19 protein-coding genes and 2 pseudogenes are annotated in these 21031 nt (G+C 65.5%); 12 read left to right on the plus strand and 9 right to left on the minus strand.

The annotated features are described in order from the left end of the window. Positions 1 to 46: 46 nt before the first annotated feature. Entirely contained in the window at positions 47 to 169 is a 123-nt protein-coding gene (locus tag ACFFGN_RS25280) for an MFS transporter small subunit (RefSeq protein WP_380052106.1), read from the minus strand. Then, entirely contained in the window at positions 166 to 1569 is a 1404-nt protein-coding gene (locus ACFFGN_RS25285; protein ID WP_380052109.1) for an OFA family MFS transporter, read from the minus strand. The genes ACFFGN_RS25280 and ACFFGN_RS25285 overlap by 4 nt, the downstream gene beginning before the upstream one ends. A 130-nt stretch (positions 1570 to 1699) precedes the next feature. Here ACFFGN_RS25285 and ACFFGN_RS25290 point away from each other — a divergent pair, with 130 nt between their 5' ends. Then, the gene (locus ACFFGN_RS25290; protein ID WP_380052112.1) at positions 1700 to 2299 is read left to right on the plus strand and encodes a PH domain-containing protein; all 600 of its coding nucleotides are present in this window, start codon (positions 1700 to 1702) and stop codon (positions 2297 to 2299) included. 77 nt (positions 2300 to 2376) lie between these two features. Here ACFFGN_RS25290 and ACFFGN_RS25295 read toward each other — a convergent pair whose 3' ends face one another. Then, the gene (locus ACFFGN_RS25295; RefSeq protein ID WP_380052116.1) at positions 2377 to 2940 is read right to left on the minus strand and encodes a GtrA family protein; all 564 of its coding nucleotides are present in this window, start codon (positions 2938 to 2940) and stop codon (positions 2377 to 2379) included. A 128-nt stretch (positions 2941 to 3068) separates the two neighbouring features. On the opposite strand from ACFFGN_RS25295, the gene ACFFGN_RS25300 reads away from it, so the two are divergent. The 3 genes from ACFFGN_RS25300 (at position 3069) to ACFFGN_RS25310 (ending at position 6045) form a co-directional block, all read left to right on the plus strand. Next, positions 3069 to 4235 (plus strand): 5-(carboxyamino)imidazole ribonucleotide synthase, encoded by a 1167-nt coding sequence (locus ACFFGN_RS25300; RefSeq protein ID WP_380052119.1) that lies wholly within the window; start codon positions 3069 to 3071, stop codon positions 4233 to 4235. Positions 4236 to 4268: 33 nt separating this feature from the next. Further along, entirely contained in the window at positions 4269 to 4754 is a 486-nt protein-coding gene (gene purE, locus ACFFGN_RS25305; RefSeq protein WP_380052179.1) for a 5-(carboxyamino)imidazole ribonucleotide mutase, read from the plus strand. A gap of 73 nt (positions 4755 to 4827) precedes the next feature. Further along, the gene (locus ACFFGN_RS25310) at positions 4828 to 6045 is read left to right on the plus strand and encodes an MFS transporter (protein ID WP_380052122.1); all 1218 of its coding nucleotides are present in this window, start codon (positions 4828 to 4830) and stop codon (positions 6043 to 6045) included. Between the two features lie 234 nt (positions 6046 to 6279). Here the strand turns inward: ACFFGN_RS25310 and ACFFGN_RS25315 are convergent, their stop codons facing one another. After that, the gene (locus tag ACFFGN_RS25315; protein WP_380052125.1) at positions 6280 to 7626 is read right to left on the minus strand and encodes a UDP-glucose dehydrogenase family protein; all 1347 of its coding nucleotides are present in this window, start codon (positions 7624 to 7626) and stop codon (positions 6280 to 6282) included. 142 nt (positions 7627 to 7768) lie between these two features. On the opposite strand from ACFFGN_RS25315, the gene ACFFGN_RS25320 reads away from it, so the two are divergent. Continuing rightward, the gene (locus ACFFGN_RS25320) at positions 7769 to 8929 is read left to right on the plus strand and encodes an acyl-CoA dehydrogenase family protein (RefSeq protein ID WP_380052128.1); all 1161 of its coding nucleotides are present in this window, start codon (positions 7769 to 7771) and stop codon (positions 8927 to 8929) included. Between the two features lie 9 nt (positions 8930 to 8938). On the opposite strand, the gene ACFFGN_RS25325 is transcribed toward ACFFGN_RS25320, so the two are convergent. Continuing rightward, entirely contained in the window at positions 8939 to 10312 is a 1374-nt protein-coding gene (locus tag ACFFGN_RS25325; protein ID WP_380052131.1) for a tyrosine-type recombinase/integrase, read from the minus strand. Positions 10313 to 10522: 210 nt separating this feature from the next. Between ACFFGN_RS25325 and ACFFGN_RS25330 the strand changes: the two are divergent. The 6 genes and pseudogenes from ACFFGN_RS25330 to ACFFGN_RS25350 form a co-directional block, all read left to right on the plus strand. Continuing rightward, positions 10523 to 11269, plus strand: a pseudogene (locus ACFFGN_RS25330) (IS630 family transposase); the annotation flags it as partial. Between the two features lie 61 nt (positions 11270 to 11330). Then, positions 11331 to 11573: pseudogene (locus ACFFGN_RS25335) on the plus strand (PrgI family protein); the annotation flags it as partial. Between the two features lie 2 nt (positions 11574 to 11575). Then, positions 11576 to 13210, plus strand: a complete 1635-nt coding sequence (locus ACFFGN_RS25340) for an RHS repeat-associated core domain-containing protein (RefSeq protein WP_380052134.1) — start codon at positions 11576 to 11578, stop codon at positions 13208 to 13210. After that, the gene (locus ACFFGN_RS36085) at positions 13210 to 13470 is read left to right on the plus strand and encodes a DUF7660 family protein (RefSeq protein ID WP_446685219.1); all 261 of its coding nucleotides are present in this window, start codon (positions 13210 to 13212) and stop codon (positions 13468 to 13470) included. Before ACFFGN_RS25340 ends, ACFFGN_RS36085 begins: the two co-directional genes overlap by 1 nt. A gap of 98 nt (positions 13471 to 13568) precedes the next feature. After that, a complete protein-coding gene (locus ACFFGN_RS25345) occupies positions 13569 to 14003 on the plus strand; it encodes a DUF4265 domain-containing protein (RefSeq protein WP_380052137.1) in 435 nt (144 codons plus the stop codon). A gap of 140 nt (positions 14004 to 14143) precedes the next feature. Next, positions 14144 to 14590 (plus strand): Imm26 family immunity protein, encoded by a 447-nt coding sequence (locus tag ACFFGN_RS25350; protein WP_380052140.1) that lies wholly within the window; start codon positions 14144 to 14146, stop codon positions 14588 to 14590. Between the two features lie 101 nt (positions 14591 to 14691). Here ACFFGN_RS25350 and ACFFGN_RS25355 read toward each other — a convergent pair whose 3' ends face one another. From ACFFGN_RS25355 to ACFFGN_RS25370, 4 genes are all read right to left on the minus strand, one after another. After that, the gene (locus ACFFGN_RS25355) at positions 14692 to 15390 is read right to left on the minus strand and encodes a class I SAM-dependent methyltransferase (protein WP_380052143.1); all 699 of its coding nucleotides are present in this window, start codon (positions 15388 to 15390) and stop codon (positions 14692 to 14694) included. Continuing rightward, positions 15387 to 16742 carry an asparagine synthetase B family protein gene (locus ACFFGN_RS25360; RefSeq protein WP_380052146.1) on the minus strand — a complete coding sequence of 452 codons (1356 nt, stop codon included), beginning with the start codon at positions 16740 to 16742 and terminating at the stop codon, positions 15387 to 15389. Before ACFFGN_RS25360 ends, ACFFGN_RS25355 begins: the two co-directional genes overlap by 4 nt. A 253-nt stretch (positions 16743 to 16995) precedes the next feature. Continuing rightward, a complete protein-coding gene (locus ACFFGN_RS25365) occupies positions 16996 to 17118 on the minus strand; it encodes a hypothetical protein (RefSeq protein ID WP_380052149.1) in 123 nt (40 codons plus the stop codon). A 610-nt stretch (positions 17119 to 17728) separates the two neighbouring features. Then, positions 17729 to 18085, minus strand: a complete 357-nt coding sequence (locus ACFFGN_RS25370) for a hypothetical protein (RefSeq protein ID WP_380052152.1) — start codon at positions 18083 to 18085, stop codon at positions 17729 to 17731. Positions 18086 to 19451: 1366 nt separating this feature from the next. On the opposite strand from ACFFGN_RS25370, the gene ACFFGN_RS25375 reads away from it, so the two are divergent. Continuing rightward, positions 19452 to 20678 (plus strand): helix-turn-helix domain-containing protein, encoded by a 1227-nt coding sequence (locus ACFFGN_RS25375; RefSeq protein ID WP_380052155.1) that lies wholly within the window; start codon positions 19452 to 19454, stop codon positions 20676 to 20678. Positions 20679 to 21031: the final 353 nt, after the last annotated feature.

The following is a 21031-nucleotide window of genomic DNA, read 5'->3' on the forward strand; positions in this document are numbered from 1 at the left end:
CCGACAATCCCGCGAGTGGTCCAGACACGACCACTCGCGGGAGACGTCAGCTGGTAAAGAGTTTGGCGGCGGTGATGAGGGTTTGGATGATGCCGTAGCCGAGGAGCACGGCGACCAGGGTCCAGGAGATGACCAGGCGGGCGGTCTGGCCGGTGGGGGTGTTGCTCATGCGTTGCTCCCGGCGGTCTCGGCGGACTCGGATTCGGTCTTTTCGTGGTGGCGCTCGGCTACCGGGCGGATCAGCAGGTTCGCGATGAAGCCGATCGCGAGTACGCCGACCATGGTGAACAAGGCGGGCCGGTAGGCGTCCGCGGTCAGGGTGCCGGGTTTGCCCTCGCGGTCGAGGAAGCCGTTGATGATCAGGGGCCCGGCCACTCCCGCTAGCGACCAGGCGGTCAGTAGGCGGCCGTGGATCGCGCCGACCTGGTAGGTGCCGAAGAGGTCGCGCAGGTACGCCGGTACGGTCGCGAAACCGCCGCCGTAGAAGGACAGGATGACCGCGGCGAGGGCGACGAACACCAGCGTGCTGCTACTGCCGATCGAGGCCAGCAGGAAGTACAGCAGCATGCCCACGCCGAGGTACATCGCGTAGATCGGCTTGCGCCCGATGACGTCCGAGGTGGACGACCAGGCGAATCGGCCCGCCATGTTGAAGACCGAGAGCAGGCCGACGAACCCGGCCGCGGCGGCCACGGCCACTGAGGACTTGCCGTCGCTGCGGAAGAAATCCTGGATCATCGGGCTGGCTTGTTCGAGGATGCCGATACCGGCTGTCACGTTGCAGAACAGGACCGTCCAGAGCAGCCAGAACTGCGGCGTACGGATCGCGTTCGCGGCGGAGACGTTCGCCGTGGTGACGAGTGGTTTGGCCTTCACCGACGCCGGATCGAACCCCGCGGGCGTCCAGCCGGGCGCGGGCACGCGGATGTTGAACACCCCGAACATCATCACCAGGAAGTACCCGGCGCCGAGCGTGAGGAAGAGCCCGACCAGAGCACCACCGCCGGCCACGGAGGACGAGACCTTGGGGTCGTACCCCGCGTCGTACATCGAGAGCAGTTGCCGCGACAGCGGGCTCGCCACCAGGGCACCACCGCCGAAGCCCATGATGGCCAGGCCGGTTGCGAGGCCCGGGCGGTCCGGGAACCACTTGATCAGGGTGGAGACCGGGGAGATGTAACCGATGCCCAGGCCGATACCGCCGACGACGCCGTAACCGAGATAGACCAGCCACAACTGGCCGGTCGCGATACCGAGGGCCCCGACGGCGAATCCGCTGGCCCAGAAGCACGCCGAGACGAACATCGCCTTGCGCGGGCCGTTGCGTTCCACCCAGGTGCCGCCGATCGCGGCCGACAGTCCGAGCATCACGATCGCGATGCTGAAGATGACGCCGATCGCGGTCTGGCTGGTCTCGAAATGCTGTACCAGCGAGGTTTTGTAGACGCTGGTCGCGTAGGCCTGGCCGATACACAGGTGTACGGCGAGGGCGGCCGGGGGAATCAGCCAGCGGCTGTAACCCGGTGGCGCGATGGTGTGTTCACGGTCGAGTGCCGAACCGATGCCCATGACAACCTTTCCGGAGTGCAGTAACCCCCGGGCGCGATCTTCCATCACTCCGACCCGGCTTGGCCAGCCCCGTCCCGCGACTTGACCGAAAGTGCGGCCGTTCGCCCTCAGAACCTGTGAGACTGTGCGTATGGCGATCTCCGCGAAGCTGCTGGGCGAGGACGAATACGTTGTCGCGAGTACCCGTACGCACTGGAAGGCCCTGATCGTTCCGGTGCTCGTGCTGATCCTGCTGGCCGGAGGCGGTGGCTTCCTGGCCGCGATCGTGCCCGACGGCGGCCTGCAAGGGCCGTTGCGCATCCTGATCGGCGTGGTGGCGCTGGTCGCGTTCGCGATCTGGGGGCTGAAGCCGTTCCTGGCCTGGTACTTCTCCACCTACACGCTGACGAACCGGCGGATGATCACCCGGCACGGCGTGCTGAATCGCACCGGCCGGGACATCCCGCTGATGCGCATCAATGACGTGTCGTACGAGCACCACCTGATGGACCGGTTGCTCGGCTGCGGCACGCTGATGATCGAGTCGGCCGGTGAGCGCGGCCAGGTGGTCCTGCCGGACGTGCCGCATGTCGAGCGGCTGCATCTGCAGATGTCGGACCTGCTCTTCGGCGGCCCGGACGGCCGCAGTGGTGACGGCATTCTCGATGACGAGCAGCCGCCGCAACAGCAGCCTCGGTCCCGCAGTACGGACTCCGCGACGCTGTTCAGCTCGGAGGAAGAGAAGCCGTAGCGCTCAGCGGATCAGTTCGGAGGAAGAGAAGCCGTAGCCCTCAGCGGATCAGTTCGGAGGAAGAGAAGCTGTAGCGCTCAGCGGACGGCCGGCAGGTCGCCGGTGTCCTCGGTGAGCTGCTGCAGCTTCTCATCGCTGAAAGGGACTTCTTTTTCCACCTCGTCCAGGATGATCTCCTCGCGGAAGACCCACTTGCGGTAGGACCAGAAGCGGAACAACGTGCCCAGGCCGAGGCCGACGAAGTTCGCCGCGATGTTGTCGGCGAGCGCGGTGTGCAGATCCAGCACATACCGCGAGAACGCGAGGCAGGCGGACGCGATCAGCAGGCCGATGCCGTTGAGCACGAAGAACAGCACGTATTCGCGGTGCAGGCCGGTCCGCTCGCGGTGGCGCCAGGTCCAGTGCCGGTTCCCCAGGTACGTCGCCATGGTTGCCGCGGTCACCGAAATGAACTTGGCCGTGACCGGCTTGTCATGCAGCATGCCGTGACCCGCGTCACCGAACACCAGCGGATTGTCGAATACCAGCCAGTTGTAGATGGGCAGGTCGACAACGAGTCCAAGCAGGCCGACCAGACCGAACTTGGCCACCTCGTGGACCAGGTGCTCGACCTGGCGGTACAGCGTCGTGACGATCTTCAAGGGGCCGTCGCGCTTTCTGTGAACTCTGCGTAGGAGGGCAAATACCCAGACTACCCATCCAGAGTCCATAGCACGAAACAGCCTCGGCCGGAACCCGTGACCAAGCCGCCAGGCACTAGGCTCCGGGGGTGGAATTCTCGCGAGACGATTTACCCGTTGGAACACCGGTGGTGGGCATGGTCGGCGGCGGCCAGCTGGCCCGGATGACCCAGGAGACCGCGATCGCGCTCGGCGTCCAGCTGCGGGTGCTCGCGGAGGGGCCCGCGGTCTCGGCCGCGCAGGCTGTCGCGGACGCCCCGGTGGGCGACTACCGCGACCCCGACGCCGTACGGCGTTTTGTCGCGGGGTGTGACGTGGTCACGTTCGACCACGAGCACGTACCGACCGAGCTGCTGCGCGAGATGGAGGCCGCTGGAGTGGCCGTGCGGCCCGGGCCGGACGCGCTGGTGCATGCCCAGGACAAGGGCGTGATGCGCGAGCGGCTCGCCAAGATCGGGATTCCCTCGCCCGAGTTCTCGCTGGTGGCGGACGTGGCCGAGGCCACGGCCTTCGCGGAACGGGTCGGCGGGTTCCCGATCGTGCTGAAGACCACCCGCGGCGGGTACGACGGCAAGGGCGTGTGGGTGGTGGACGGGCCGGACGAGTGCACCGACGCCTTCGCGGCCGGCGTGCCGATCCTGGCCGAGGAGAAGGTCGACTTCGTGCGCGAGCTGTCCGCCCTGGTGGCCCGGTCACCGCACGGCCAGGCGGTGGCCTATCCGATCGTCGAGTCGGTCCAGATCGACGGCATCTGCGTCGAGGTGACCGCCCCGGCGCCCGGGCTCGACCCGGAGCGCGCGGCGCAGGCCCAGCAGAACGCGCTGCGCATCGCCGGTGAGCTCGGCGTGGTCGGCGTACTCGCGGTGGAGATGTTCGAGGCCCGCGACGGCCGGCTGCTGGTGAACGAGCTGGCCATGCGGCCGCACAACACCGGCCACTGGTCGATCGAAGGCGCCGTCACCTCGCAGTTCGAGAACCACCTGCGCGCCGTACTCGACCTGCCGCTGGGATCACCCGCCGCGCGTGCGCCGTACACGGTGATGGTGAACGTGCTCGGCGGCGATGTGGCCGATATGCACAAGGGCCTGCTGCACTGCATGGCGCGCGACCCCGAGCTGAAGGTGCACTTCTACGGCAAGCCCGTGCGGCCCGGCCGGAAGGTGGGCCACGTGACCGCCTACGGCCCGGACCTGGACGAGGTTCGCGAACGCGCCCGCCACGCGGCGGCGTACCTGACCGGCACCATCGATGAATAGGAGCACGTTGTGAGCGCTGTCGTCGGGATCCTGATGGGATCCGACTCCGACTGGCCGACGATGGAGGCGGCAGCGCTGGTCTGCCAGGAGTTCGGCGTGCCGTTCGAGGCCGACGTGCTGTCGGCGCACCGGATGGCCGAGGAGATGATCGAGTACGGCAAGGCGGCGCACGAGCGTGGGCTGAAGGTGCTGATCGCCGGTGCCGGCGGTGCCGCGCATCTGCCGGGCATGCTCGCTTCCGTCACGCCGTTGCCGGTGATCGGCGTACCGGTGCCGTTGAAGTACCTCGACGGGATGGACTCGTTGCTGTCGATCGTGCAGATGCCTGCCGGCGTTCCGGTTGCCACGGTGTCGATCGGCAACGCGCGCAACGCCGGGCTGCTCGCGGTCCGTATTCTCGGCGCGTCGGACCCGTCGTTGCAGACCAGGATGACGGAGTTCCAGACGGCTCTCGCGGAGCAGGCCAGAGCTAAAGGTGGTACGGTCCGAGCCGCTGTCCAAGGCTTGGGTAAAGCCTGACAGCGGAGAGTTTCCACCAATGCGGGGTGGGTAATCGAAAGATCCCACCGCCTGTCGTCTAAGGTCGTCGATCGTGACTCCGCCCGTTGAACCGGACACGCAGCGCATCCCGGTCCGTTACTGGATCTGGCTGCTAGGCGCTGCCGTCTCCCTGCTCGGCGACTACACGATGACGTTCGCCGTCGGCTGGTCCGCCAGCCAGTACGGCGGCCGCGTGGCCGGGCTGGTCCTGCTGCTGATGGTGGCGCCGCGAGCGGTGCTGCTGCTGATCGGTGGGGCCATCGGTGATCGCTTCGGCGCGCCGCGGGTACTACTGGCCAGCTGCGTCGCGATGTTCGTACTGACCGCGGCGCTGGTCCCGGCCAGCCTCGAGTTCGGCGAACCGGTCTGGCTGCTGATCGTGACCAGCTTCGGCTTGGGCGTGATCGAGGCCTTCTTCCTGCCGTCGTACCGCGCCATGCCGCGGCTGCTGGTGCCGACCAGCGTCGTACCGCGCGCGCTCGCCAGCCTGCAGGTGCTCGGCGTGCTCTTCGCCGTCTGCGGTACGGCGATCGGTGGTCTGGTTGTTGGCTGGGCCGGTCTGAAGGCGGCGTCCGGCCTGAACGCGATCACCTTCTTGATCATGATCGCGACCCTGCTGGTGATTCGCGGCACCACCCAGCAGCACGGTGCCACCGGTACCAAGATCATGCGCTCGATCGGCGACGGGCTGAAAGTTGCCTTCGGCAATCCGCTGACCCGGACCCTGCTGATCGTGATGCTGATCGCGTACGGCCTGCTGCAGCCGATGGACGGCCTGATCCTGCCGCTGCTGGCCCGCGATCACGGCTGGAGCGCCTCCACCGCCGCGCTGCTGCTGTCGTGCCGCGCCCTCGGCGTTGGCCTGATCGCCCTGCGGATCATGGCCAAGGGGGCGTTTCCGAGGCCCGGGCTGGTCGCGCCGTTCGGCCTGATCATCGCGGGGCTCGGTCTGTTCGGCCTGTCGGAGCTGGAGGCCCTGCCGCTGGCGATCGGTTCGGCCATGGTCAGCGGTATCGGCGTCGGCCTTTTCACCGGACACCTGCTGCCGCTGCTGATGAACTCGGTCGAGAAGGAGTACCAGTCCCGCCTGCAGTCCGTGGTGGTGCTGTGCCAGAGCTCGGCCGTCGTCATCATGAACCCGCTGCTCGGCACCTTCGCCGACCTCAACGCCATCGGCATCACCGGCGTCTGCCTCGGCGTAGGCATCGCCTCCGCCCTACTAGGCGTCATCGCCCTAAACCGCCCCACCTTCCGCAACGCCACCGTCTAACCGCCCGGCGCGTCACTTTCCGCTCATCGGACTCTTGTGACGCGGCGTGTCGCCGTTCATCGGACCCTTGTGACCACAGCGGTGCGTTGACCTCTGCACAAAGCGATCGCCGCGCGGCGCCGCGTCGTCAGAAGCGTCCGATGAACGGCGACACGCCGCGTCACAAGAGTCCGATGAACGGAAAGTGACACGCCCCTCGCGCCGGTTGGGCGGAGGGGCGTGTCAGCGGGTGCGTTACGGCTTGCCGGGGGCTCGGTAGGTCCAGCCGGCGTTGCGCCAGGTGGCGGCGTCGAGGCTGAGGCGGGCGTCGACGATGACGGGGGAGTCGACGACGGACTTGAGCTGGTTCGGGTCGAGCTCGCGGAACTCGGGCCACTCGGTGAGGTGCAGCACCAGGTGTGCGCCTGCACAGGCCTCGACCGCGCTGGCGGCGTACTTCAAGGTCGGACGGACCCGGCGGGCGTTGTCCATCGCCTCGGGGTCGTACACGGTGACGGTGGCGCCGTGCAGCTGGATCCGGCCGGCCACGTCGAGCGCGGGCGAATCGCGAACGTCATCCGTACCGGCCTTGAAGGCGGCACCGAGCACCGTCACGTTGCGGCCGACCCAGTCGGTGCCGAGCAGCTCGTGGGTCAGGTCGACGATGCGCGAACGGCGCCGGCGGTTGATGTCGTCGACCTCGCGCAGCAAGGTGATGACCTCCTCAACGCCGATCTCGCCCGCGCGGGCCATGAAGGCGCGCAGGTCCTTCGGCAGGCAGCCGCCGCCGTAGCCCGGGCCGGCGTTGAGCATGCCGCGGCCGATCCGCTTGTCGAAACCGAGGGCGTCCGCGAGCTGGCTGACGTCGGCGCCGGTGGCGTCGCACATCTCGGCCATCGCGTTGATGAAGGAGATTTTCGTGGCCAGGAAGGCGTTCGCGCCGCCCTTGACCAGTTCGGCCGTCGGGCGGTTGCAGACCACCACGGGCGTTCCGTCGGCGATCGGCGTGGCGAAGACCTCGCGCAGCCGCGACTCGGCCGCCTCGGACTGAACACCGAAGACCAGCCGGTCCGGCCGCAGGGTGTCGTCGACGCCATGGGCCTCGCGGAGGAACTCGGGCTGCCAGGCGACCTCGATCGCCGTACCGGCCGGGGCCTCGGTCTGGAAGCGCTGCTCGACCTTGGCCGACGTACCGACCGGAACGGTGGACCGGCCGACCACCAGGGTCGGCTGGGTCAGCAGCGGCGCGAGCATGTCGACCACGGAGTTGACCTGCGACAGGTCGGCCGCGTCACTGCCCTCGGTCTGCGGAGTACCCACGCAGATGAAGTGCACGTCGGCCCAGTCGGCGATCTCGCGGTAGTCGTTGGTGAAGCGCAGCCGGCCCGACTCGGTGTGGGTCTTCAGCAGCGGATCCAGGCCCGGCTCGTACAGCGGCGCGCGGCCCTCGTTGAGCGACTTGAGCCGGCCTTCGTCGATCTCGACGCCGATCACGTCGAAGCCGAACTCGGCCATACCCGCGGCCGTATTGGCGCCCAGGTAGTTGGTGCCGATGACAGAAATGCGCAGCGGGCGGTCAGCCGGGGTCGAACCTTGGGTCATGCGGGCGACTCTACCCACCCTGGTAAGCAGCGCGTGACCGGATCGTGTCCGATGGGGTTCGCGGCCACGGCGTTAGTGCGTTCAGTCACTTTCCGGCGTCGGCGTCTCCCGGCCGGGGCGCGTTCGTCGTAGATTGCGACTCGTGAGTAACTCTTTCGACCTTTACGCGCTGTCCGAAGAGCACCAGGCCATCCGCGAGGCGGTGCGGGCGGTTTGTGACGCCAAGGTCGCACCGCACGCCGGTGACGTCGACGAGCTGGCCGAGTTCCCCCAGGCGTCGTACGACGCGCTGCGGGCGGCCGACTTCCACGCCCCGCACATCCCCGAGCAGTACGGCGGTGCCGGGGCGGACGCGCTCGCGACGGTGATCGTGATCGAGGAGGTCGCCCGGGCCTGTGCCTCGACCTCGCTGATCCCGGCGGTGAACAAGCTCGGGTCGTTGCCGTTGCTGCTGTCCGGCTCCGATGAGGTGAAGCAGGCCTACCTGCCGCCGGTGGCCGCGGGCGACGCGATGTTCTCGTACTGCCTGTCGGAGCCCGAGGCCGGTTCGGACGCGGCCTCGATGAAGACCCGGGCGGTGCTCGACGGCGACCACTACGTGCTCAATGGCGTGAAGCGCTGGATCACCAACGCCGGTGTCAGCGAGTACTACACGGTCTTCGCGGTCACCGATCCGGACGCGCGTTCGCGTGGGATCAGCGCCTTCGTGGTGGAGAAGTCCGACGAGGGCGTGAGCTTTGGCGCGCCGGAGAAGAAGCTCGGCATCAAGGGCTCGCCCACTCGTGAGGTCTACCTCGACAACGTACGCATTCCCGCGTCGCGCCTGATCGGCGAACCCGGCACCGGCTTCGGTACGGCGATGGCGACGCTCGACCACACCCGCGTCACGATCGCCGCCCAGGCCCTCGGTATCGCCCAGGGCGCCCTCGACTACGCGCTGGGATATGTCCAGGAGCGCAAGCAGTTCGGCAAGGCCATCGCGGAGTTCCAGGGCCTGCAGTTCATGCTCGCGGACATGGGCATGAAGATCGAGGCGGCCCGCCAACTGACGTACAGCGCCGCGGCCCGATCTGAGCGAGGCGACTCCGACCTGACCTACTTCGGCGCCGCCGCGAAGTGCTTCGCCTCCGACGTCGCGATGGCCGTCACCGTGGACGCCGTACAACTCCTCGGCGGCTACGGCTACACCCACGACTACCCGGTCGAACGCATGATGCGCGACGCCAAGATCACCCAGATCTACGAAGGCACCAACCAGGTCCAGCGCATCGTCATGGCCCGCCAACTCCTCAAAGGCCTCTAAACCCACAGGTCAGAGGGATATTTGCGGGCCGTCTGACGACTGACCTAGCGGGCCTGGGAGCTCGAGCGGCCGACGGTAGGGCAGCTCTGCTCCGTCCCTGCTCCGTGAGGCGTCGATGATCTTGCCCAGCCGCTTCCCGACGGCGGACCGGGCCCGATCGTGCGACGACGGCAGCATGTGGGTGTACTGCCGCAGGGTGAAGGCCGAGTCAGAATGCCCAAGGAATTCTGCGAGGTCCTTGATGTTGACGCCGTCGGCGAGTGTGACGCTGGCGTAGTAGTGACGCAGAGCGTGAAAGCCGTTCTCCCTGTCAGTTCCGTAGTGCCGGCGGCCTCGGGCGTCGGTAGTCGGCTGAGGGATGATCGCGCTAGCGGCGAGGGCCGGTTTCCAGATCATCTCGTTGTAGGTGCGCGCGCGAATGTGCTTGTCGTCGGTCCATCTGAAGAGGAGCTGTACGGTCAGTGGCGGGCCGTCCAAGTCCTCCCAGGGCAGCGTGTACGGGCGGGCGCCGAAGGCTGCAAGGTGCTCGAGAATCACCTCAGCGGTCGTCTCGTCCAACGGAACTTCCCGCTCGGTATCGTTCTTCGGCAAGGTGAAAACGAAGTCGCGACCTAGCTTCTTCACCTGCCGCCGGATGTGAACCATCTGCGTTTCGAGATCGATGTCTTCCAAGGCCAACCCGAACACTTCACTCTGCCGCAGCCCACAGCCGGCCGCGATGATCGGCAGGGGCCGGTATGGCGTGGGATGAGCCTTGATGACCCGGGCGAGCATCTCGTCCGACCAGGCGGCGACGCGGCCCGGCTTCGTAGGAGGTCGTTTGACGACTCGGTCCTGTGCAGGATTCTTCTTGACGTTGCCGTCGGCTGCTGCCAGCCCCAGCGCGCCGTTCAAGACCATGAACGCGCCTCGGGCGGTAGAAGGCCCGAACTGCTCAACCAGCGGGGCCACCCATTTCGCTATCTCGGACGGCTTAATCCCCTGTACCTGGCGATGCCCGAACGGTGGGGCCACATGGAGGCGGGCCAGAGACTCGTAGCGGATCTTCGAAGACGGGTCGGTCATCCGCGAGGCCAACCAACTATCGATGAATTCGCCCAGCTTGACCTTGCCGAGTGACGGGTCCAGGTAGTCCCCGCGGCTACGGTCGGTCTCCATCGCCGCGGCATATCTGCTCGCCTCGGTCTTGCTGGCGAAAGCTTTCGTCTTCTCGTTGCCCTCAGGATCGAGCCATGCGGCCAGCCACCGCTTGCCTCGCCCCCAGCGAGCCGTACGCTCGCGCTCCACGACGCCCGCTGGGTACTTCACAGGTCGAGTCCACTGGTCCTTCACATGGGCCATCCCGCTCCCCTGAGCATTCCGGTGAGCAGTCGGCTTGCCCACGTCCCACCTCAACGCCTGAGCCCCGGCCGAGCTGCCACCTGCCTCGGCCGTTGCGTGGCGCTTGCTCGGGCTCGGGCTCGAGGCACTAAAGCCGACGCAGCGCCTGACCAGCCGCGCGATGCGTACGGCTGGTGGTTTAGCGTTGCTAGGGTCGCGTTAGCGAAGTAACTTTACTCCGGGTTGGTTCTTCGGAATCATCGGTCCGTGGCGTTGACTGTGGTGGTCGATGTATCGCCGGGCGATCGTGAGGTTCTGGAGTCGTGGCTGCGTTCGTCGTCGCTGCGGGCAGGGTTGGCGCAGCGGGCGCGGATCGTGTTGCTAGCGGCGGATGGCGTGCCGGTGAAGGACATCGTGGAGCGGGTCGGCGTGTCCAAGCCGACGGCGATCGGCTGGAAGAAGCGTTATCTGGTTGAGGGAATCGGTGGGCTGGACGATCGGCCGAAACCGGGCCGTCGTAAGCAGATCGATGATGTCGAGGTCGTGGTGGCGACGTTGGAGCCGCCGCCGGAACGCCTCGGGGTGACGCACTGGTCGTCGCGGTTACTGGCTGCCGAGTTGGGGCTATCGCACGTGACGGTGGCGAAGGTGTGGAAACAGTGGGGTCTGCAGCCATGGCGGGTCGAGACGTTCAAGTTCTCGACCGATCCCGAACTCCAGGCCAAGGTCCGTGACGTCGTGGGGTTGTATCTGAATCCGCCGGAGAACGCGATCGTGTTGTCGGTGGACGAAAAGTCCCAGATCCAGGCCCTGGACCGCACCGCGCCGATCCTGCCGCTGCGGCCCGGGATCCCCGAGAAGCAGACTCATGACTACGTCAGACACGGCACGACCACCCTGTTCGCCGCGCTCGAGGTCGCCACCGGCAAGGTCGTCGATGCCTGCTACCCGCGGCATCGCAACACCGAGTTCCTCAAGTTCTTGAAGCAGGTTGCCAAGGCCTACCCCCGCCGCCGGCTGCCTCGACGCGATCAGCCGAGACGCCCGGAGGTACGGCGGTGGGCTGGCCGGCGCGGTCGCCGTGCTGGAGGCCGAAACTCGGGCGTTCCAGTTCTCGTTCTCGGCCGCCGGCGTGGGAGGGGTTTGGTTGACCGCTCCGCAGCTAGCGACGAGCCTCCGCTTGGCCTTCGATCCAGCGGCGGCCAAGGTTGTCGATCGGGCGTACGTGGAGCTGGATCTCGCTGCCGCCGGACCTCTAGCGATTGACGCGGACTGGGACCACCTTCGTACCGACTCGTCGTTCCATCGCGTATACGTGATCGCCGAGTGGCCTCGGGTCCGGGCCACGCCAAGTTTCCTCAGCCCGCTGCTGGCGCAGGCGCCACCAAGCGCGTCGTACTGGCCGACGGACACGGCGACATCGCCGGCGGCTTCGACCCGGCCGACTTAGCTCTGGCCGCGCTCCCCGATTCGCGGACATTCGACCCGTTCGGCGAGCCCCTCGCTAACAGCGGAGTCGAGTACCAGATCGGGCACCAAGGCGACTGGACCGACCCCACCACCGGCGACACCAACCAAGGCGCCCGCTGGTACAACCCCGGCTCCGGCACCTTCAACTCTCGCGACACCGTCAACTACAAAGCCGGCACCCCCTCCAACTTCCCCAACCTCTACGCCTACGCCGGCGGATCACCCGTCCGCTACGACGACCCCACCGGCAACAGCCCGATGCCGGAAACAAAGTGCGAACGTAAGCGAGTCTGGGTCATCGACGGCTGGGTATGGACTGTCGTCTGCAAGAAGTACGCCGGCGGCGGGCAGAAGAGCTGCACAGAAACCGGTACTTGCAAGGGCGGTCAAGGTCACGGCAAGGGGGGCCAAAAGAGCTGCCAGCAGACCAACACTTGCAGCGGGAAAGGCCGTGGGGGTGGCGGCGGTGGTGACGGGAACGGCACCGGAGGCGTAGCGGAGGCGAACGTCGGGATCGCGATCGGCGATCTGGCCTGCAAACAAGGCGGCGTCTGCCCGCCGCCGCCACCGAAATGCGATGCTCAGTGCCAAAAGGCCAAGAAGGACGAAGAGGAACGCAGGCGGACCGAAAACGCCCAAAAGAACATTGAGGACCGCCTCCAAAAGAAGGAAATCCGGGTCCCGGGCGCTCCCGGCTGCAGCGGCGGAAACCCACGCCTCTGCGCCAGCCCGGACAAACCCTCACCCGGTGGCAAGGGCCGCAACATCAACCCCAACATCGACGGCGTAATAGACGACATCTTCCAAGACCTCGTCGACAAGAACGGCCCCGTCGTAGGCAGCATCTCCGGCCCCGGCAGCAACAGCATCCTCGACCACATGGGTATGGGCATGGGCGGCGGCATGGGCAGCCACCCCGGCAACATCTGCAAATGCGGTCACCCTGGCATGAACTGGTCCGGCGGCGGTCTGGGAATGACCGGCACCGGAACGCTTCCAGGCTCGGTGAGCGCCGGCACGACCGTTGGTAGCATTGCTTTAGTTGGCTCAGGGGTCCTTCTAGCGGAGGAAATTCGCAAGAAGGCCGAAGCGGACAAGTGGTTCAACCCCGATATCTCGACGCCAGCCAACCCGCCGGATCCGGACGACGACTCGGATGGCCTTCCTGACGATGGATATGTCGACCCTGATAGAATCCGATACACTCAGGATTCGCGAGGCGCCAACTTTGGCGACGGGAAATCTGTCGACGGACTCGTCAAGGGCCTGCGTGATGGATCAGTACAGCCTGCCAATGTGCCGCCAATCAGGATCTTCCAGAAAGATGGTCAGTACTATTCATTAGACAATCGACGGCTCGCCGCATTCAAAGATGCGGGAATTCCTATTCGCTATCGCATGGCGTCTCCTCGCGAGATCCAGCGGGAACTTGATAGCAAGTTCACCACCATGAACGACGGCACTTCGATTAGGGTGAGAGGGCAGCGCTGATGGTAGATGATCTACAGGCTCGAGTCGATGCGGTACGAGGGCCAGATGACCTGGCTGCGCTCTTGGAAGCGATGGTTACGTCCTTTCGAAGTGAACCTGAGCTGTGGCAGAATGCAACATTGCCTTCCTATTTGGAGGGTGGTGCGAACTGGCTAAGAGATATTGATGGTTATTTCCATAACCATGGCGAGGGAGTGCCAGAAACGCCGTCGTGGGCTCTGATTGGCCAGCTGCTTCTCGCGGCTAGCATTTATAGCTAGCCCGGTGCAGTGACCTTGTTCAGGTCATCAGTGGCGCAGCGGCCCTAGCGCGAAAGATGCTTGTGGCTGAGTTTCGATACGCCGCTCATGAGTCCCCTGTGTGGCGTGAGCGCTCCAACTTCATAGTGAAGGCGGCCCTTGCGGATGGCGATTCGATCGACTTTGAACAGTTGTGGGCCCGTCAGATTGCAGATTTTCAGTTTGAGATTTGCTGCATTCCCTTCTATGTCCCGGGCCTCGCGCTGGGGGACGCGGTCTCGACGTCTCAGGATGGGCAGTATGTCGTCACAGAGGTTGTCGCTCCGTCCGGAAGATTTGTTTATAGGGTGTGGTTTGGTGATACGAATGAAGCCGTACGTGAGACAATTCTGAGCGATCTTGAGGGTATGAGCCTGCTTTTGGAATGGGCGTCGCCAAATATGCTCGCTATTGACGCTGAATACGAGGGCGCAGCGAAGCAGTTAGCCGACTATCTGTGGCCCAGGGAGAAGGCTGGTCAGATCGAACTTGAAGGCTTCATTTTCGGTCACTAGATGGCTGGCGCATCTATGGACAGTCGGTGAGGATTGCTCGACCCTGGCGTGCGGGTAGGGTAAGCACCGCCTTGGTGCGAGGCCTGTACGTGGGCTGGACATAGGGGGCGACTGGAATGGTCCGCACTGCAGCAGAGGGTGTGCTGCTTGCTATCCCGCTTCATGGCGAGCGCGCGTACGGGAGTGGCGTCGTTGCTAGGAGTTCAGGCGTCATGCTCCTGATCTATTTCTCCGGACAGAAGTTCACTTCGCTGCCAGCCGTCTCGCAGGCCGTGTTCGAGGCTTCCGAAGCGGTATGGGTCAAATTCGTCGGCGACCTCGGGATACTTAAGGGAACCTGGAAGACAGTTGGGCCGATGCCGGACTGGGACAGAGAAAAGTGGCCGGTGCCCATCTTTGGTCATACCGAAGAGCTCAGCGGTCGATACTTCAGGACTAAGTATGACGATGAGCTCGCCTATAGAGGGCAGGCGTTATCGACGGAGGAAGTCGTCCGAAACCTTCCAGAAGACGGTTTTGCAGGGTTCGAGTTCGCCGAGCTGCGAATGACTCGGCTACTCAAAGGCGTGGTGCCACAAGAGGTGTAAACCTCGGTTCTCTCCACCCGGTGGAGTGCGGGCTGGTCCAGGCTCCGGCCTCGCATGTGGATTAGGCAGGTTCACTAAGTCGACCTGTCATTGGCTACGTCTTATCGAGGCCGCGCGGCTACGAGACCGCCGTCGAGGACGGCAGCATCTGTGAAGCCCGCTGAGGACAAGAGGCTGCTCAGCTCTTCGATCGGTGTCACGCGGCGGCGCATCACATCCTTGTCCACGCTGCCATCGCGATGGCGCCACGTGCGCTCGGTCGTCACGATTCTGCTGTCGGCGTCCCAAGACGACGCAGTTTCGACCTCTGCAGCGAGGAATTCGTTTTCGATCTGTCCAGTGCCAGAGCCGAGCGCCGGCTGCAGCAGGGTGGAGATGAGGACGTAGCCACCTGCGCGGGTATGGGCTGCGAAGGTCCCGACCGTCGCCTGGAGGTCGGCGTCAGTGAGCTGGTACGACAGCGAGTTGCCCAGGCAAAGGACTATGTCGAACTGCCGGTCGAGGCGCACCGACCTGATGTCACCGAGCACAAGTTCCAGCTCGGGGTAGGTCACCCGCCCGTGGTCGATGAGCCCGGGCTGCACGTCGACCCCCACAGCCTTACAGCCGAAGTCTGCGTGAAGCGCTGCAAGGTGCCGCCCTGTACCGCAGCCCAAGTCGAGGGCCGAACCCAATCCTGTGTCCGCGGTCAATTGGTGCACGGCGGCAGTGAGGCTGTCGTCGTTGCTGGCGAGATAGTCGTACAGGTCGGGTCGTCGATACACCATGTTCGAACTGGTGTAGCGGTTCGCAAGACTCATCGGGGCACACTATTCCTCTCGGCAGCGGACCTGACGCTTTGCAGGGATCGCTCGACTGCAAGCGTGTCGTACAGCAGTGGCGGCGGCGCAGCGCCGCGCGCCATCTGTGTGTGAACCAGGCTCAGGTCTCGACGATCGACGTAGCCGAGGTCGATCAGTATCGAGTCGTCCAGCATCTGCCCGAGCATCAGCTTGCCCGTCTGTGACATCGCGGCATCCATCGTGGTTCCGAACGACTCCACGGATTTTGGATGGGTCACGTTCGGCCCGAAACCGGCCTGCTGCAGAAAGCCGCGGAGGAGAGTCTTCTCGGCTCTCCACGGGACTGGTAGCGACTCGCACAGGCGCAACAGGTGCGCGTCGGCTAGTGGGGCGACTGGCCATAGGCCGTTGACGATGTACGCGGGGTTGCGGGCTGCGAACACCATCAACGTCGGGACCGCCACCGGCGACACCGGAGCGACCCCGTTCTCCAGATCCGGCAGGGCGCTCCGTGCCCGTTCGCCCAGCCAGGCGGGCAACTCCTGGGGAGAGGCCACCGACCCGTCAGCTCGCTCCGCGCTCCGTAACGCCATGAGCTCGTCACCCCCGAACCCAGTCAGCACTGCCTGAACACCCTCCCCGTGCAGCCTTGTTCTGAGCTGGTCGAACGACTCGAGATACACATCGCCGTCGGCATAGTGCAGCCGGTCAGCGGACCTAGGCCCGTCGGCTTCGAATGGCAGTCGCTCCGCGGCAAGGGCGGCGATGTCCCGCAGCCTTAGCCGGTCCACGATGGCTCGACGCCGGGCCGCCTGCTGGGTGCCGACTTCTCCGTCAACTTCGAGGCCTGCCGATACAAGCCCGTCCCGCGCACCTGCGCAAGTGGCCGCGATGGCCACCGTGGCCGAGTCCAGCCCGCCGGACACCTCCACCGCCAGTCGTACGTCGCCGGATCTGACCAACGGTGAGATGCGATCCCCCAGCAGGTGGGCGAAGACTGCGACCGGATCACTGTTCTGCCGGAGCTTGCGTGCAAGGACGACGTGTTCGGCTGGCTCGGGGTAGGCGATTGAGATCCCTGATCGGTCCACCGTCGCTACGGCGCGCTCTGTGACCTTGTATAAGCCGTCGAACATCGTCTCGGCCGAATACCGTTGTCTCCTGGTCAGCAACCGTGTCACCGCGCGATCGACGAGCTGGTCGTGCGACACCCACCGCAGAAGGTCCGCCGGGTTCCACGAGCCTCGCAACAGAGAGCCGTCAAGAGCGATGTACAGCGGGCACACACCTCCGGTGCCGGCCGCAATTCGGATATGTGAGGCGTCGCCTTCGATCAGCAGCGATTCGGCGCCGCCGCAGTTCTCAGCCACGCATATCCGCCAAGCGCCAAGGCCAAGTTCAGTCTGTGCTGACACCAATGGATGCTCCAGCGGTGACACATGGCCTGCTGGTCCGCGTAGCCCTGCTCGTTCCCGACGCCACCCGTTGCTCAACTGAACCAGGTCGATTTCTAGGGTCAGCATGTCCGCCCTGCCTCCCTCGCGCTTCCGGAGTTTGAGCCCTGCGGGTGGTGGCGCCCTGGTGCCGTGCAGGCGCCACCACCGTTCACGTCACCGCACTAGGTCAGGAACAGTGATCACCGTTGGCGTCCTGGTGTCCGGGCATCTTTCGCCCGTACTCATCGGCCAGCAGCGGTGCGCCTGTAACTGCGACGCCCTCGAACAGGTCATCCAGGTTCATCAACATGGTGTTCTCCTTTGGAGTAGCCCACCGCGGTGGGAATGTGCTGGCCGCCCCAGGCGGAGTCGGCCGGTAGGCCTCAGCGGTCGAAGCCCGAACGGCTTGGGCTTCCAGTGATGAAGGGCCAGATTCGCAGCCTCACCAGACCGCCTGAGTTCAGTTGTGGTCTCCGTTCGCGTCCTGGAGACCGGGCATCTTGCGCCCGTACTCGTCAGCCATCGACGGTTGGCCCATGACCGCGACTCCCTCGAACAGCTGGTCCAGATTCGTGAGCAAGATGCCTCCTTCAGGTGTCCCCTGTCAGGGGAAGGGATGGCCGAGACCCGACCGGTGCCGACCCGTTCCGGCATTTGCCGGACCGAAGCTCGACGGCTGCTTCGGCGTACAGCGGTGAACAGGACGGACCGCCGCCCGGTGGTCGCTTCCGCTCACCGACCTATGGAGGAAGCCCTAACGGTTGCCGTTGTCAGGCGCGTCGACCCGATAGGAATCAGACCGCCAGGGCTTCCCGTACAAAGGCGAGACGGACGCGGGCGCAGGGGCCGACGCCAGCACCTCGTGGAAGCGAGGCGTGCGGTTGGCGTCAGGCGCAGGGACCTCACGTCCGCCTCGCCGCTCATGGCCGCGTCCTACTCGCGGTGGTCAAGGTCGTCACTGCGTGAGCAACATGGATGACAACGCTGAGTTCGTCTTCCAGCTGGGCGATCCGCTGATCGGCTCGCTCACCAAGATCGTCGAGTGATGGCAGTACGACGCCAGTCGCCCGACAGCTGGTGATTGCGGCCAAGAGGTTCGAGAAGCCTGCCGTGGCATTGGCCCGCCCGTCGAAGTAGATGGCGCCGAGCATCAGGCCCGACCTTGCAGCGAATGCCGATAAGCGAGCCTCGATCGCGATCCGCTTCGCCTCATCCCCCGAAGGTGTGAGCAGCGCATAGCCAAGGACTAACGGCTCCAGCTTCGTGACGTCCCCCATGACGGAATCTCTCTTCCCTGATCGCAGTGATGAACGGAGCGGTGTTGCTTGCTGCCGCAGCCCAAGAACAGAGGGCGGCGCGGCATCCGTACGGACCACAACATGGCGCTGCTCGCCCAGCGGCCACGTTGTGTCCGCATCCGAGGATGGGTGGACCTCGGAGCCTGTGGTTGGTCCCGATGCCCCACTTCGGTGGGCCGGTATCGAGGCAGGGCAACTTCGTGCCGAGGGCGTTGCAATCCCTCGGAGTTGGAACGGCGCGTGGGCGCAGACCTCGGGCAGTACGCCCACGCGCCGGATTGAGGAGTGCCCCAGCACCGCGCCAGAAGGCAGTCGGTCCGGTGCCGAGGCACTCGAGCGGACGGTCGGCACGGCACGGTGTCACGCCGCCCCGCGTTGCCAGTGACCGCGTCAGCCATCTGCCGCTCATGGGATGCTCCCGATCTCACGCTTCCCTCGAGCGGGTGTCTGCAAGGGGAGGGGAGCGAACCGAGTACCGCGTATGGCGCCCTCGAGATGGAGCAGCGGGCGTGACGCAGGAGCAGGTCGGCTCGGCGATCGCTCGTGAGCGTTGGTGGGAGTCCCAGCGCGCTGCCTCAAGGTGGTGAGCAGCGCGCCGGGACTCCGGGGAAAGGGCCGACACCGCGATGAGGCGTCGCGGACGGTGGACGGCCAGGTCGGCCCTTGGCTAAAAGGTGGATCACGCAAGACCAGGACCTCGACCTGCGCGGACGAACTCAAGTGGGCTGCCACCGCCGCGGGCTCACCGATGCCAGCCAGGTGCCTCATCGACGGCAGCACCACGGCGGCTACATCACCCTCAGCCGCAGCCTCAACTAGTGACTGAAAGACCTTGGGAACCGAATCGACCCGCTCGATGAAGATCTTGCCTAGCTCGAAGCCGGTGCTACTCGCGAAGTCCACGAGCCGGGAGGTAACTTCCGCTCGCTCCCGAGCAGTCATCAGAAAGTGCTCGCGGAAGTAACAGTGGAGCACGGGGCGACGTCCATTGACCGCGCTCATCGCGTGATCGCCTCAACCGCGTCTGGACAACGTCCACACGGCCACGCCCCATCGCACAGCGCGCACAACCCATCCAAACCCGCGGTTGGCACCCGCACCCCCGTGGCGTACGGGTACTCGAAATCAGCAGCCACCCGCTCAGAACGCACAAACCGGTGTTCCACAGTGAGTGTCACTTCGTCCCCCCAACCTCGTCCGTCATCACCCAACTGAAGGTAGGAGCTACTGAGGGTGACGGCAGGCCCGCGTGTCCCCCCACTCGAAGGGGTACAAATGGGCCCCTACGTGAGGCGGCTTCAGCGGGCTACTCTGGGGTGACAGACAGCTCGAAAGGGTGACCGCCATGGTTGACGAACTCGCGGGCAAGCCAATCGGCGAGCGGATTCGGATCATCCGCACACGCCAAGGGAAGTCACGTGCCGCCGTCGCCGGCCTGGTAGGCAAGTCCGAGAGTTGGCTGAAGAAGGTCGAGCGGCTCGAAAGAGAATCTCCCCGCTTCGAGGACCTCGTTGCTCTTGGCCGTGTTCTCGGCGTCCGGGATCTGACTGAGCTCGTGGGCGAACAGGCCGTCCCGATCGGTATGGGGCGCCAAGCGCTCCACGATGCCGTGCCAGCGATTCGCGAAGCCATTGAAGAAACGCCTCTTCGCGTCAACCCGGATCCCTGGCCGGACACCACCGAGCTAAAGCGTCGTGTGGACAGCGCATGGAAGGTGTGGCACTCGTCGAGAACCCCTCGGGCTGATGTCGGCCGCGTCATGCCGGAGCTGATCCGAGACTGCGAGCGAGCGATGCGGGTGCTCGACGGGGAGGAGCGACGTAAGGCCGCAGCCAGCTTGTCTGAGGTTTATGCGCTGGCTGAGCAGGTCCTGGCGTGGGTGGCTGAACCGGCTCTGGTCTGGCTCGTGTCAGACCGCTGCATGCGCGCCGCACAGCAGGCTGACGATCCACTGGTTATCGCAGGCGCCGCATGGGTGCTCGGCAATGTTCATCGATCGGCGAACCGTGAGGAAGAGGCGCTGCTACTCGCTGACGAAGCCGCCAGCCTCCTCGCACCATACTTGGACTCGGGCAGCGACGACCAGCGGGCCGTGTGGGGTGCATTGCGGCTCCATGGAGCGATAACCGCAGCGCGGATGTCTAGGGAAGGCGACGCCCTGCACCGGCTCGATCAGGGCGAGGCGATGGCCCGCCGGATGCCTGACGGGTACGCGCACCCTTGGACGCTGTTCGGCTCGGTAAATGTGGACTTCACCGGCGTCTCCGTCACAGTTGACCTGCAGCAGAGCAGGTCTGCCGTGAGTCGGGCCTCGTCGGACCTAGATCCGGACCGCATGCCTTCGATCGATCGTCGTGCCCGCCTGTGGCTCGAAATGGCGCGGTCCTACCACCAAGCCGGCGATCAGCCGGGCACGCTAGCGATCTTGCAGCGTGCTAGCTCGGTCAGCTTGGAAGCGATGCGTAGCCATCCAATCTCGCGCTCAATCGCCGGCGAACTGGTGACATCAGGTGGCCCGATGGTCCAACGCGAAGCCCGCGTACTGGCGAGGGATCTCGGACTCACGGTCTAGACGCCCCGCACCGGAACCGACTGCGATGCCCTCGAAGAGCAAACCGGTATCGCAGTCGGCAACTGGCTCTGCGGCCACTGTGCGCTGATCGGCGATCCACCTCCGCCTGGGTCATGTCCGGACTGCGTGCCTGCGACGACGGACGCGGGCTGCTGTCGGCCCGAACCCCACAGGTGCAGGCATCCAAGCCGGGACGAGTTGATTGACTTGCGGTACGCAGTTCAGCTGGCGAATCGTTGAGGAAGGAAACACCGTGGCAGACACGAGCGCAGACCGCGAGGCGTCGGGCGTCGCAGTGAACTTGACCCGTTTTGGCGGACATCCCGGATCAGGAGCGGTTGCTCCGGAAGGAT

The sequence above is a fragment of the Kribbella deserti genome (assembly GCF_042434725.1).
In the GTDB taxonomy this organism is placed as follows: domain Bacteria; phylum Actinomycetota; class Actinomycetes; order Propionibacteriales; family Kribbellaceae; genus Kribbella; species Kribbella deserti.

Coding starts and splice junctions, on each gene's coding strand:
- ACFFGN_RS25280 (WP_380052106.1), bottom strand. CDS start 169: ATGAGCAACACCCCCACCGGCCAGACCGCCCGCCTGGTCATCTCCTGG.
- ACFFGN_RS25285 (WP_380052109.1), bottom strand. CDS start 1,569: ATGGGCATCGGTTCGGCACTCGACCGTGAACACACCATCGCGCCACCG.
- ACFFGN_RS25290 (WP_380052112.1), top strand. CDS start 1,700: ATGGCGATCTCCGCGAAGCTGCTGGGCGAGGACGAATACGTTGTCGCG.
- purE (WP_380052179.1), top strand. CDS start 4,269: ATGGGATCCGACTCCGACTGGCCGACGATGGAGGCGGCAGCGCTGGTC.
- ACFFGN_RS25315 (WP_380052125.1), bottom strand. CDS start 7,626: ATGACCCAAGGTTCGACCCCGGCTGACCGCCCGCTGCGCATTTCTGTC.
- ACFFGN_RS36085 (WP_446685219.1), top strand. CDS start 13,210: ATGGTAGATGATCTACAGGCTCGAGTCGATGCGGTACGAGGGCCAGAT.
- ACFFGN_RS25355 (WP_380052143.1), bottom strand. CDS start 15,390: ATGAGTCTTGCGAACCGCTACACCAGTTCGAACATGGTGTATCGACGA.
- ACFFGN_RS25365 (WP_380052149.1), bottom strand. CDS start 17,118: ATGTTGATGAACCTGGATGACCTGTTCGAGGGCGTCGCAGTTACAGGC.
- ACFFGN_RS25370 (WP_380052152.1), bottom strand. CDS start 18,085: ATGGGGGACGTCACGAAGCTGGAGCCGTTAGTCCTTGGCTATGCGCTG.
- ACFFGN_RS25375 (WP_380052155.1), top strand. CDS start 19,452: ATGGTTGACGAACTCGCGGGCAAGCCAATCGGCGAGCGGATTCGGATC.